We start from the raw sequence: 12,489 nt of genomic DNA on the forward strand, positions 1-12,489 counted from the left end.
AAACTCTGCCCCACAGCCACAATCTTGTCTGCATCCCTCGACTGAGGGCTTTTCCGCTCAAGGAGTCAGGCATGTCTATCGAACAAGTGCTGTACCGTGCAGAAGCCACTACCACTGGGGGTCGTGAGGGCAAGTCGCGTTCTTCCGATGGTGCGCTGGATGTCACCCTGAGCACGCCGAAGGAGCTGGGTGGTGGTGGCGGTGAAGGCACCAACCCGGAGCAGCTGTTCGCGGCGGGTTACTCTGCCTGCTTCATCGGTGCCATGAAGCACGTGGCCAGCACTGACGGCGTGACGCTGCCGGAAGGCCTGGAGATCACCGGCAAGGTGGGTATCGGCCAGATTCCGGCCGGTTTCGGTATCGAGGTGGCGCTAGATATCAGCCTGCCGGGCATGGACAAGTCCGAGGCGGATGCGCTGGTCGAGAAGGCGCACCAGGTGTGCCCTTACTCCAACGCGACGCGTGGCAACATCGATGTGACGCTGAACGTCAGCGTGTGATGACTGGCGACTGATCGCCAGACACGAAAACGCCGCCCCTCGGGGCGGCGTTTTTGATGGTGCGACACGCTCATTGCTCTCGAGCATGCGAGCCGATCAGACGCCCTGCTCACGCGCCATGCGGCGGGCAATCAGCGGAGCGTTCCACAGGCTGGGCAGCAGAATCAGTGACACCGGCACGGCGGTGACGACGATGAAGGATTGCAGCGCATTGATGCCGCCATCGCCCATCGAGATCAGCAGCGCCGCGACCACGCCCATCATCAGGCTCCAGAACACGCGCACGCCGCGCGGCGGATTGTCGTGGCCGCTCATCACCATCGAGACGGCGTAGGTCATCGAGTCACCGGTGGTGGCGACGAACAGCGTGGTCAGCACCAGGAACAATACCGAGATGGTGAAGCCGAACGGCAGTTGCTGGGTGATGGCGATCAGCGCTGCCGGCAGGTTGAAGCCGGTGAACGGGCCGGAGACGCTGCCCGGGTTGCTCAGCTCGAAGGCGAGACCGCTGCCACCGATGATGGTGAACCACAGGCAGGTGACCAGCGGCGAGATGACCGCGATCAACAGCACCATCTGACGCAGGGTACGGCCACGCGAGATGCGCGCGACGAACATCGCCATCAGCGGACCATAGCCGATGAACCAGCCCCAGAAGAACAGCGTCCAGCCATTCAGCCAGCCATCGTCAGCACGGAAGGTGGACATGGAGACGAAGTCGCCGACGTAGCGCACCAGCCCTTGCGGGAAGGCATCCAGCAGGAAGCCGGTCGGGCCCATGATCAGGATGAACAGCAACAGCGCGCCGCCGAGCAGGACGTTGGTGCTGCTCAGGAACTGGATGCCACGGGTCACGCCGCTCACCGCTGACAGGGTGTAGATGACAGTCAGCACGAGCAGCAGGGTGAGCTGGGTCGCGTAGGTATCGGGAATGCCGAACAGCGCATTGAGGCCATAGCTGACCTGCAGGCCGAGGAAGCCGATGGGGCCGACGGTACCGGCGACCACCGCCAGCACGCAGCAGGCATCCACCAGCGCGCCGACGGGGCCACGCATGACGCGGTCGCCGAACAGCGGGTAGAGCAGCGTGCGCGGCTTGAGCGGCAGACCCTTCTCGTAGTGCAGGTACATGAAGATGATGCCGGTCAGGCTGCCGAGCATCGCCCAGGCCAGGAAGCCCCAGTGCATGAAGCTCTGCGCCAGCGCGTTGTAGGCGGCATCGGCGTTGCCCGTCGGGGCATCGGCGCCGAACACCGGCGGCGGCGAGGTGAAGTGAGCGATCGGCTCGGCCGCTGCCCAGAAGACACCACCGCCCGCCAGCAGCGTGCACAGGATGATGGCCATCCAGCGCAGCGTCGAGATATCCGGCGCGGCGAGTCCGCCCATGCGCACCCGTCCGGTGCGGCCGATGGTCAGCACGATGGCGATGACGAAGGTCGCCAGCATCAGCGCTTGCCAGTAGGCACCGAAGTAGTGGGTCGAGACACCGAAGGCACTCTGGATGAGCGCGGAGACACCGTCGAGATCGACCAGTGCGGCGATGGCGAACAGCGCCAGCACGCCACCACTGATGATGAAGACAGGCCAGTCGATACCTTGCGGGGAGTGTGCGGAATCAGCGGGGGGAGTTACCGGTGTGGCGGAGCCGGACGAAACAGTCCGGGAAGAATCCGTCATTAGTCAGCCTCTGGGCATGATCTGAGTGACGGTGCAGTGTATCAGTCGAGACAGGAGGAAATAGGCGATAAGCGGTTGTTTTTACACCTATGTAACGCGACGTATCATCAAGCCTACAGCCGTTTTACATTCTTGGCGCGCCGTAACATGACGCATCTTTCGAGTCGTGCCCCTTCGCGCCGCTTGTGCCCTCAGTCCCTCTCCTCATGAAGACGCCGCCCTGGAGGGCAGCGTCTTCTTTCTCGTCATCGGATGACATGGCCCTGCCCATCCTGCCGGACGAATCATGCCGGGCGAATCATGTCAGCCAAAGTCATATCGGATGAGTCATGAGGATGAATCAGAGTCCTTGCTCGTGGGCCATCCTGCGCGCGATGCCGGGCGCATTCCACAGGCTCGGCAACAGGATCAGCGAGACCGGCACGGCGGTGACGACGATGAAGGATTGCAGCGCATTGATGCCACCATCGCCCATCGAGATCAGCAAGGCTGCCACCACGCCCATGATCAGACTCCAGAACACGCGCACGCTGCGTGGCGGGTCGTCGTGCCCACTCATCACCATCGAGATGGCATACGTCATCGAGTCGCCAGTGGTGGCCACGAACAATGCCGACAGAATCAGGAACATCACGGACATGATGAAACCGAACGGCAGCTGCTGGGTGATGGCGATCAAGGCCGCCGACAGGTTGAAGCCGGTAAACGGGCCGGACACGCTGCCGGGATCGGCCAGCTCGAAGGCCAGGCCGCTGCCACCGAGAATGGTGAACCACACGCAGGTCGCCAGCGGCGACAGGAGAGTGATCAGCCACACCATCTGGCGCAGCGTGCGGCCCCGCGAGATACGCGCGACCAGCATCGCCATCAGGGGCCCGAAACCGATGAACCAGCCCCAGAAGAACAGCGTCCAGCTGTTCAGCCACCCAGTGTCCGCGCGAAAGACCGCCATCGGCGCGATGTGTTTCAGGTAGTCCACCATGCCCAGCGGGAAGGCCTTGAGCAGGAATTCCGTCGGTCCCATGATCAGGATGAACAGCAACATCGCGCCGCCGATCAGCACATTGGCGCTGCTCAGGAATTGAATGCCGCGCATGACACCACTCACCGCTGACAGGGTGTAGACGGCGGTCAACATGGCCAACAGCACCAGTTGCGTCGTGTAGGTGTCGGGAATGCCGAACAGCGCGTTGAGCCCGAAGCTGAGCTGGATGCCGAGAAAGCCCACTGGCCCCACGGTGCCCGCGATGACCGCCAGCACGCAGCAGGCATCCACCAGCGCTCCCGCAGGTCCACGCATCACCCGGTCGCCGAACAGCGGATAGAGCAGCGTGCGCGGCTTGAGCGGCAGGCCCTTCTCATAGTGGAGATGCATGAATACCACGCCGGTCAGGCTTCCCAGAACCGCCCAGCCGAGAAATCCCCAGTGCATGAAGCTCTGCGCCAGCGCGTTGTAGGCAGCATCGAGATTGCCCGCGGCGGCGTCCGGGCCGAACACCGGTGGCGGCGAGGTGAAGTGGGCGATCGGCTCCGCCGCGGCCCAGAAGACGCCGCCCCCCGCCAGCAACGTGCACAGGATGGTCGCCATCCAGCGCGGCGTGGAAATGTCCGGCGCGTCCAGGCCACCCAGCACCACCCGTCCCGTGCGACCGAACGTCATGCCGATGGCGACAAGGAAGGTGGCGATCATCAGCGCCTGCCAATAGGCACCGAAGTAGGCGGTCGAGAGATCGAAGGCATGCTGGATGAGCGACGAGACGCCCTCGAGATTGACCAGTGCGGCGATCACGAACACCGCCATCACGCCACCGCTGAGGAGGAAGACGGGCCAGTCGAGGCCCCGGGAGGAAGCGCGGGAAACAGGGGTAGGGGCTGCTGAAGTTGCGGCGCCGGACGAAAGGGTCCGGGTGGTATCCGTCATTTATCTGCCTCTGGGCATGGTCTGATTAGCCGGGCAGTCTATCAGCCACACCCTTGGCATCGCTGTGACAAGTCCATGATTTTACTGCTGTGTTACGCGAAGTATCACTAAGCCCACAGCGGCATTACATTCTGCCCAACACAAGGACACCGGATTACCACTCGCCGTGCCTGCCAACTCCTGAGAGGATGAAGCTGACACGTGAGGCATTGCCTGCCCCGCCCCCTCCTTCATCCGCGATAGTGCTCCCTCGATACCATGACATCGCCTCGCCGCCGTGATTTCACCCCCTCGATGAAACTGCGCAACCAGCGTCTGCTTCAGGACGTGACCTGCTCCCGGAGCGCACCGCTCGATGTGGCCTTCGTGCTGCTGGAGCACTTCTCCCTCCCCGCCTTCACCTCCGGGCTGGATGCGCTGGTGACTGCCAATCTGCTCCGTGACGATCCCTTCTATCGCCTGCACACCTGTGGCCTGAACGATGGCAGCGTACGCAGCGATCTGGGCATCGACATCATGCCCGGCCTGACGCTTGCCGAGCTGGACCCCGCCCAGTGCGATCTGCTGATCGTGTGCGGAGGCTATCGCGTGATGCTGGAAGAGATCCCGAAGCTCAACGAGCTGCTGCGCCGTGCCGCCCAGCAGGGCTGTCGCCTGGGCAGTCTGTGGAACGGCAGCTACTTCCTGGCCTCGGCCGGGGTGATGGAGGGCCATCGTTGCACCATTCACCCCGAGAACGCGGCGCTGTTCAGCGAGACCTTCCCCGCGCTCGAGCTGTCCCGAGCCCCGCTGGTCGTCGAGGAAGCGCGTCTCAGCAGCGCCAGCGCCGCCAGTGCGCTGGACATGATGCTGGAAGGCATGCGTCAGCGTCACGGAGAGGATCTGGCGCGCAGCGTCGAGGAGATTCTGGCCTGCGAGCGCCCGGCCACGCCCAGTCCGTGGCATGTCGAGCAGACGCTGCCCGCACCGGACAGTCACCTTCCCGAGGCACTGCGCTCCATCCTGGAGTTGATGAGCAGCAACCTCGAGGAGCCGCTGAGCATGACCGACATCTCGCACTGCGTCTCCCTGTCGCGGCGCCAGATAGAGCGGCTTTTCACGCGACATCTGGATACCACGCCATCTCGCCATTATCTGGAGATGCGCCTGACACGCGCCCGCCAGCTGCTGACCCAGGGCAATGCCAGCATCACCGATGTCACCGTGGCCTGCGGCTTCGTCAGCACCACACATTTCAGTCACTGCTTTCGGGATTACTTCGGCATGTCACCGACGCGCGCTCGCCAGAGATGCTGACAGTCCCTTGCCACTGATGAGCCCCAGAAACGCAGAACGCCGCCCCGAAGGGCGGCGTTCTGCGTTGCGACGTCTTGTGCTCACGGGGCTTTCACGGCCTCGCTTCATGCCCACATCAGGCGGAGGCCGTCTGCAGCTCGCGGCGCTCATGGCGCTGCCCGAGCAGGAAGACGATCAAGCCGGCGATGGCCATGGCCACCCCGACCAGGCCGATGGAGGAGTGGGACGGGCCATACGCGAAGGCCAGGCCACCACACCAGGCGCCCAGCGCATTGGCGATGTTGAAGGCCGCATGATTGAGGGTCGCCGCCATGGTCTGGGCATCTTCCGCCACATCCATCAGGCGCATCTGCAGCGCCGGTGCCAGACCGATGCCCGTGCCGACCAGTCCGACGAACAGGATACCGCTCCAGACACCGTCGGCGGCGAAGTAGAAGCCACCCTGTACCAGCGCGCTCCAGATCAGCACGGCAGGAATGGTGCGCATCAGGTCGATGTCCGCAGCACGGCTGCCGATCAGGTTGCCGATGATGGTGCCTACCCCGAAGACGGCCAGCACCATCGGCACCAGATTCTGGGACAGTCCGGCCTGGACGTTGAGCGTCTCCACCGCATAGCTGTAGACACTGAACATGCCGCCGAAACCGATGCAGGCGATGCCAAGGGTATAGAGCACCCGCGGCTTGATCAGCGCGGCCAGCTCGGTCAGCGGCGTCGCGTTCTGATTGCCTGCCTGATAGGGCACGAAACCACGCACCAGCACGGCCGTCGCCAGCGCCAGCAGGCCGACGAGGAGGAACGCGGAATGCCAACCGAACAGACTGCCGAACCAGGTCGCCGCTGGCGCCCCGATGAGAATCGCCACCGTGAGCCCCATCATCACGCGCCCGACGGCACGGCCACGCTCGCCGGCGGGAGCAGCATCCGCCGCCACCAGTGCGGCCACCCCCAGATAGACGCCATGCGGCAGCCCCGCGATGAAGCGCAGCGCGGCGAAGCTGGTCAGTGAGGGGGCCATCAGGCTGGCCACGTTGCTGAGCGCGAACAGCAGCATCAGGCCAATCAACAGGCCACGCCGCGGCAGGCGTGCGCCAAGCGCCGAGATCAGCGGAGCTCCGACCACCACCCCCATCGCATAGGCGCTGATGGCATAGCCGACCTGCTGGGATGACACCTGAAAGTCCGCGGCGATGTTGGGCATCAGCCCCATGATCACGAATTCGGTAGTGCCGATGGCAAAGGCACCGAGTGCCAGCGCCAGTTCGGCGATGCGCGGATGGCGCGCAACGGGGGAGGCAGACATGTCCGGGTCTCCTGAAACTTGAAAGGGGATATCACCCGTGTCCGTGCTCAGCCGCAGCACCGCTGACAGGTGCAGGCCACGGATGGCATTGCCTGCGCATGGCTGGCGCTACGCAAGGCAAAAGACCGCGCGCCATTCATCATCTGCCAGGAAGGCGGGAATGAATGGCGCGCGGGACAGGTAACAGGTGATGCGCTCGTGCGTGGCGTCTCTCTTGGACACCTGCTGCACGTCATGGCGCTGCTCTATCGTCTGGCATACGGTATTGTGGCACCCCCCCTCAAGTTGCCTTGGGCGAGGCGTCAGCAAACCGTGCGATCCCTCATGGGGCCGAGCCGACTCGGGGGCTGGCCGATGCTTGAGCGATCAATGAAATATACGACCATTGTTGCAGATAACGCCACGCCGGCCCAACCGATTCATCACGACAACTGTGGTGCCGGAAGTGCAACATCGGTACATGACACCGTCATGTCTGCCTGCAGCCCAAGCAGGGGTGAGTGTGCGATAATGCGCCGATTCAGCGACAGCAAGCGGATCCCTTCCATGTCTTCGACATCATCAGCACCCTCCACTGCCGCCAGCAACGCCCGTGGCACTCTCTACATCATTTCCGCGCCCTCCGGCGCCGGCAAGACCACACTGGTCAAGGCATTGCTGGAACGCATGGACGGCATCGGCGTATCCGTCTCGCACACCACCCGCGGCCAGCGCCCGGGCGAGCAGGATGCCGTCAACTACCACTTCGTGGATGTCGATCACTTCAAGACGATGATCGAGCAGGGCGACTTCTTCGAGCACGCCCAGGTCTTCGACAACTTCTATGGCACCTCGCGTCCGGCGGTCGAAGCTCGCTTGAGCAAGGGCGAGGACGTCATACTCGAGATCGACTGGCAAGGCGCCCAGCAGGTACGCGCCCAGGTGCCGGAAGCCGTCTCCATCTTCATCCTGCCGCCGTCGCGTGAAGCGCTGCTCGAGCGTCTGTCCGGCCGCGGTACCGATGGGGAAGACGTCATCGCCCGGCGCATGCGTGACGCCGTCAGCGAGATGTCCCACTACGACGAATACGACCTGATCATCATCAACGATGATTTTACTCAGGCATTGGACGAGCTGTGCAGTCTGATCACCGCCGAGCGCGCACGCCGCCCGCGCGTCCAGGCGCGCCATGCCGCATTGCTGGACTCCCTGCTCGCCGGATGACGTCCGTGCACGAAGTCCAGGCATGACAAGGACTTGTTGCGGCCTACGGTGCTGATCATGCGCGCTCTGGTCGCTTACGCCGCCGAGAGCGCGCCATGTCGCGCCACCGGATAGCGCCCTACTTGTCACGCCACAAGGGCGTCGAGTAGACTCGATTCCCTTTCAGAATCATTGGCCGCTGCGCTGTCTCGCCCCTGGCGGGCTGGCGCAGCGGCATTGTGCTTGCGTCGTGTGCGAGATACTGTCAGATGATCAGGGTATGCGGCCCCTAGCGGTCGCGGCACTCTGCGCTGATTACACGCCGACAGCGAACCCCCGAATATCCCGCTATTGAAGGTGCACTGCCATGGCCCGCGTAACCGTAGAAGATTGCCTCGAGAACGTCGACAACCGCTTCCAGCTGGTGATGATCTCCACTCGTCGTGCCCGTCAGCTGTCACGTGGCAGCCGCAACGCCCAACTGCCGTGGGAAAACGACAAGCCGACCGTGCTGGCCCTGCGCGAAGTGGCGGCGGGTCTGGTCAACCGCGACATCCTGAATGAGCCGGTCGAAGCTCCGATCCAGCGCAAGCCGGTGCTGCCGCAGATCGAGGACTGAGCCCCGGCTCTCCGTCTCCTGTACGTGTGCTGATCCGCACCTCCAACGTCGCGCCATCATGGCCATCACGCGGGGTGCGGGCCCGGAACCACCTTGAGCCAAGGCCGCTGAATGTTCACGATCGATGACCTGGCAGACCGCCTGGGCGGTTATCTTCCCGAGGAAGAGATCCGTCAGGTTAGGCGCGCCTTCTATTACGCCGAGCAGGCCCACGATGGCCAGCGCAGGCGTTCCGGTGAACCCTATGTGACCCACCCGCTGGCGGTGGCGAACATTCTCGCCAACATGCACATGGACCATCAGAGCCTGATGGCGGCCATGCTGCACGATGTCATCGAAGACACCAGCGTGACCTTCGAGGCACTGGCCGGCCAGTTCGGCGAGCCGGTGGCCTTGCTGGTCGATGGCGTCTCGAAGCTGACCCAGATCACCTTCGAGGACAAGGCCGTCGCTCAGGCCGAGAACTTCCAGAAGATGGTGCTGGCGATGTCCCAGGACATCCGCGTCATCATCGTCAAACTGGCCGACCGTCTCCACAACATGCGTACCCTCGGTGCCCTGCGCCCCGAGAAGAAGCGGCGCATCGCCCGTGAGACGCTCGAGATCTACGCCCGCGTCGCCAACCGCCTCGGTATCAACACCATCCGTGTCGAACTGGAAGATCTGTCCTTCCAGGCGCTGCACCCGATGCGCTCCGAACGCATCAAGCGTGCCGTCACCGCCGCGCGAGGCAATCGTCGTACCCTGATGCGCGAGATCCAGGCCAGCCTGCAGAACGCGCTGGAGCGCGATCAGCTGCCCGGCTCGGTGATCGGCCGTCAGAAGCATCTGCTGTCCATCTACCGCAAGATGCGTGACCAGCAGAAGCCCTTCAATGAACTGATGGACGTGTTCGGCTTCCGCATCATCACTGATGACGTGGACAGCTGCTATCGCATCCTCGGCGTGGTGCACAATCTCTACAAGCCGGTACCGGGACGCTTCAAGGATTACATCGCGATCCCCAAGGCCAATGGCTACCAGAGTCTGCACACCACGCTGTTCGGCATGAACGGCATGCCCATCGAGGTACAGATCCGCACCCGCGAGATGGAAGCGATGGCCAACAACGGCATCGCGGCCCACTGGCTGTACAAGGCCGGGCAGACCGACCGTCCCATCGGCGCCGGCAGCCACGCACGTGCCCGCGAATGGGTACGCGGCCTGCTCGAGATGCAACGGCATGCCGGCAACTCGCTGGAATTCATCGAGCACGTCAAGAACGACCTGTTCCCCGATGATACCTACGTGTTCACTCCCAAGGGCGACATCATGGAGCTGCCGCGCGGTGCGACGGCGGTCGATTTCGCCTATGCGGTGCACACCGATGTCGGCAACAGTTGCATCGCCTGTCGCATCGATCGTCATCTGGCACCGCTATCCTCGCCACTGGAGAGCGGTCAGACCGTCGAGGTCATCACCGCACCGGGTGCCAAGCCCAATCTGGCGTGGCTCAACTTCGTCACCACCGCCAAGGCGCGTTCCGCCATTCGCCACTACCTCAAGCATCAGCAGCGCAGCGAGTCCGTGGCATTGGGCCAGCGCCTGCTGATCAAGGCACTCGCCGGCCTGGACATCACCCTCGAACAGCTGCCGCCCCAGCGCCTGGATACCCTGGCGGCGGAGCTTGAGCTGGAAGGCGGGCGTGATGATCTGCTCGAGTCCATCGGTCTCGGTACCCGCGCCGCCTACAGCGTGGCGCAGAGCCTGCTGAAAGACAGGATGAGTCCCGCGGCACAGCAGCCCAAGTTCTCGGCCAAGGATGGCAACGTCCAGCCGGAGGACAGTGGCATCGGGCCGATGCAGGTCAGTGGCGGCGACAGCATGGTCACCAGCTATGCACGCTGCTGCCACCCGCTGCCGGGAGAGCCCATCATGGGCCACCTGTCAGCCGGCAAGGGCCTGGTGGTCCATCGTCAGGAATGCAGCAATCTGACCGAGCTGGCCAGCGATCCGGAGCGTGTCTTCCCGCTGACCTGGGCCGAGCAGATCGAAGGCGACTTCACCGTCGCCCTGCGCATCGAAGCCCAGACCCAGCGCGGGCTGATCGCCGAGCTGGCCGAACTCGTCACCGATGCGGAAGCCAATATCGAACGCATCGGCATCGAGGAGCGCGACGCACACCTGGCCATCGTCAATCTGACCCTGGCGGTACGTGATCGCATTCATCTGGCACGCATCATCAAGCGCATGCGCAACCTGTTGCACGTGGAGCGCATTACCCGCGTCATCAGTTGATCGGATTCAAGGCCGCGTCGTTCGCCACCGGCGGGCGGCGCGGTTTTCGTTTTTGGGACTTCCGCAAGGTCGTCCATGGACACGACGGGCCTCTGCCCGACACCTCGCCGAGACAGGCGAGCAGCGCACTCACAAACACAATCGCAATTCACTGTCACAAGGCAACTGGCACAAGACCAGTAGGAAAGACAGTCACAAGGAGCACAACATGAGCAATCGCGCGATCATCAACACCGACAAGGCACCCGCTGCCATCGGGCCGTACTCCCAGGCCATCAAGGCGGGCAACACCGTCTATCTCTCCGGCCAGATTCCGCTGGACCCGCAGACGATGGAAGTCGTCGAAGGCGGTATCGAGGCGCAGGCGCGTCAGGTGTTCACCAACCTGAGCGCCGTGTGTGAAGAGGCCGCCGGCAGCCTGGGCGATATCGTCAAGCTCAACCTCTACCTGACGGATCTCGATGACTTCGCTCGCGTCAACGCGGTGATGGAAGAGTTCTTCAGCGCGCCCTTCCCGGCGCGTGCCGCCGTCGGCGTCAAGGCACTGCCCAAGGGCGTGGCTTTCGAAGCCGAGGGCGTGATGGTCATCGGCGACTGATCACGGTGGATCTCGCCGCCTGATCTGCCGAAACGTCTGACCTGCTGAAACGTGGTCTGCTGAAACGACAGTGCCCCCCCGGAAACCCGGGGCGGGCACTGTCAGTTATCGGGCCAGGCAGCCCTGGCTCCCGGCGCCTCGACTTGTCCACAGCCGGTCAGGATGCGCCACGCGCGACCTCCTGTGGACAAGTCAATTGCCGTGCGGCGCTCAGCGTCCGGAAAGCTCGCTCTCCGGTACCGTCACGCCATGCTCCTTGAGCACCTCGGCATAGCCCTCGCGGAAGGTCGGGTAACGGAAGCGATAGCCACTCTCGAGCAGCAGCGCATTGCCGCAGCGCTTGCTGGAGCGACGCCGCAGCGGCGACTGGATCACCTCGGTGGATTCGACCTTGAGCTGACGTGCCAACCACGCCATCACCTCGTGCAGCGGTGCGCCATCACAGTCGGTGGCCAGATAGATCGGCTCGACCGGCTTGCCCTCGAGACTCAGTGCGATCAGGTGCGCCAGCACCCCCGCGCAGTCGTCACGATGGATTCGGTTGGAGTAGAGTGGCGGATTGCTGGCGGCGATGCGCCCATCGCGCGCCTGACGGATCAGCATGTCGCGGCCCGGCCCGTAGATACCGGAGAAGCGCACCACGGTGCCATTGAGCGAGGAGTCGAGCAGGACCTGCTCGCCTTCCCGCATCAGCTGCCCCGAGAAGCTGGTGGCGTCGGTGGGGGACTGCTCGTCGACCTCTTCGCCTTCCTTCTGGGCGTAGACGGAGGTCGAGGACACGAAGAATACGCGTGTCGGCGGGTTGGCACGCGATTCCAGCTCCGCGACCAGCGCACGAATGCCATCGACGTAGGCGGCCCGATAGGCGTCTTCGTCGAAGTGGTCAGCGCTCAGCACATGTACCACGGTGTCGGCATCTGGCAAGCTGGCCAGAGCACCTTCCGCGGTGATGTCCAGTGCCAGCGTCTCGATACCGAGATCCGCCAGCCTGGACACATCGCGTCTGACACCGATGACGTGCTGATCGGCCTTGAGCAGCTCGCGCGCCAGCGCGCTGCCAACGTCGCCACAACCGAGGATGAGACTCGTCTTCTTCACCTTTGCCGTGCTCCTTGG

The 12,489-nt window shown here is 63.7% G+C and carries 10 protein-coding genes; 6 read left to right on the top strand and 4 right to left on the bottom strand.

The features are described from left to right. Positions 1-71: 71 nt before the first annotated feature. Entirely contained in the window at positions 72-500 is a 429-nt protein-coding gene (locus HXS66_RS10040) for an organic hydroperoxide resistance protein (protein ID WP_077379887.1), read from the top strand. Between the two features lie 96 nt (positions 501-596). On the opposite strand, the gene HXS66_RS10045 is transcribed toward HXS66_RS10040, so the two are convergent. Together HXS66_RS10045 and HXS66_RS10050 are read right to left on the bottom strand one after the other, a co-directional pair. Beyond that, the gene (locus tag HXS66_RS10045; protein ID WP_077379885.1) at positions 597-2,177 is read right to left on the bottom strand and encodes a BCCT family transporter; all 1,581 of its coding nucleotides are present in this window, start codon (positions 2,175-2,177) and stop codon (positions 597-599) included. A gap of 340 nt (positions 2,178-2,517) precedes the next feature. After that, positions 2,518-4,098, bottom strand: a complete 1,581-nt coding sequence (locus HXS66_RS10050) for a BCCT family transporter (RefSeq protein WP_176503484.1) — start codon at positions 4,096-4,098, stop codon at positions 2,518-2,520. Positions 4,099-4,392: 294 nt separating this feature from the next. On the opposite strand from HXS66_RS10050, the gene HXS66_RS10055 reads away from it, so the two are divergent. Beyond that, positions 4,393-5,394: a GlxA family transcriptional regulator gene (locus HXS66_RS10055; RefSeq protein WP_255303202.1), complete on the top strand. Its 1,002-nt coding sequence runs from the start codon at positions 4,393-4,395 to the stop codon at positions 5,392-5,394. Positions 5,395-5,509: 115 nt separating this feature from the next. On the opposite strand, the gene HXS66_RS10060 is transcribed toward HXS66_RS10055, so the two are convergent. Further along, positions 5,510-6,697, bottom strand: a complete 1,188-nt coding sequence (locus tag HXS66_RS10060) for an MFS transporter (RefSeq protein ID WP_077379879.1) — start codon at positions 6,695-6,697, stop codon at positions 5,510-5,512. Between the two features lie 546 nt (positions 6,698-7,243). On the opposite strand from HXS66_RS10060, the gene gmk reads away from it, so the two are divergent. The 4 genes from gmk (at position 7,244) to HXS66_RS10080 (ending at position 11,373) form a co-directional block, all read left to right on the top strand. Further along, on the top strand, positions 7,244-7,900 hold the full coding sequence (gene gmk, locus HXS66_RS10065; RefSeq protein WP_176503486.1) for a guanylate kinase: 657 nt from the start codon (positions 7,244-7,246) through the stop codon (positions 7,898-7,900). Positions 7,901-8,246: 346 nt separating this feature from the next. Next, the gene (gene rpoZ / locus HXS66_RS10070; RefSeq protein WP_077379876.1) at positions 8,247-8,498 is read left to right on the top strand and encodes a DNA-directed RNA polymerase subunit omega; all 252 of its coding nucleotides are present in this window, start codon (positions 8,247-8,249) and stop codon (positions 8,496-8,498) included. A 111-nt stretch (positions 8,499-8,609) separates the two neighbouring features. Then, positions 8,610-10,775 carry a bifunctional (p)ppGpp synthetase/guanosine-3',5'-bis(diphosphate) 3'-pyrophosphohydrolase gene (locus HXS66_RS10075; protein ID WP_176503487.1) on the top strand — a complete coding sequence of 722 codons (2,166 nt, stop codon included), beginning with the start codon at positions 8,610-8,612 and terminating at the stop codon, positions 10,773-10,775. A gap of 208 nt (positions 10,776-10,983) precedes the next feature. Continuing rightward, on the top strand, positions 10,984-11,373 hold the full coding sequence (locus tag HXS66_RS10080; RefSeq protein WP_077379872.1) for a RidA family protein: 390 nt from the start codon (positions 10,984-10,986) through the stop codon (positions 11,371-11,373). A 210-nt stretch (positions 11,374-11,583) separates the two neighbouring features. Here HXS66_RS10080 and HXS66_RS10085 read toward each other — a convergent pair whose 3' ends face one another. Next, positions 11,584-12,471, bottom strand: coding sequence for an NAD-dependent epimerase/dehydratase family protein (locus tag HXS66_RS10085; RefSeq protein ID WP_077379870.1), 888 nt, complete (start codon positions 12,469-12,471; stop codon positions 11,584-11,586). Positions 12,472-12,489 lie beyond the last annotated feature (18 nt).

Source organism: Cobetia sp. 5-11-6-3, assembly GCF_013374055.1.
Classification (GTDB): Bacteria; Pseudomonadota; Gammaproteobacteria; order Pseudomonadales; family Halomonadaceae; genus Cobetia; species Cobetia marina.

Excerpts from the sequence above, each read along its gene's own strand:
- HXS66_RS10040 (WP_077379887.1), top strand. The coding sequence starts at position 72 with ATGTCTATCGAACAAGTGCTGTACCGTGCAGAAGCCACTACCACTGGG.
- HXS66_RS10045 (WP_077379885.1), bottom strand. The coding sequence starts at position 2,177 with ATGACGGATTCTTCCCGGACTGTTTCGTCCGGCTCCGCCACACCGGTA.
- HXS66_RS10050 (WP_176503484.1), bottom strand. The coding sequence starts at position 4,098 with ATGACGGATACCACCCGGACCCTTTCGTCCGGCGCCGCAACTTCAGCA.
- HXS66_RS10055 (WP_255303202.1), top strand. The coding sequence starts at position 4,393 with ATGAAACTGCGCAACCAGCGTCTGCTTCAGGACGTGACCTGCTCCCGG.
- HXS66_RS10060 (WP_077379879.1), bottom strand. The coding sequence starts at position 6,697 with ATGTCTGCCTCCCCCGTTGCGCGCCATCCGCGCATCGCCGAACTGGCG.
- gmk (WP_176503486.1), top strand. The coding sequence starts at position 7,244 with ATGTCTTCGACATCATCAGCACCCTCCACTGCCGCCAGCAACGCCCGT.
- rpoZ (WP_077379876.1), top strand. The coding sequence starts at position 8,247 with ATGGCCCGCGTAACCGTAGAAGATTGCCTCGAGAACGTCGACAACCGC.
- HXS66_RS10075 (WP_176503487.1), top strand. The coding sequence starts at position 8,610 with ATGTTCACGATCGATGACCTGGCAGACCGCCTGGGCGGTTATCTTCCC.
- HXS66_RS10080 (WP_077379872.1), top strand. The coding sequence starts at position 10,984 with ATGAGCAATCGCGCGATCATCAACACCGACAAGGCACCCGCTGCCATC.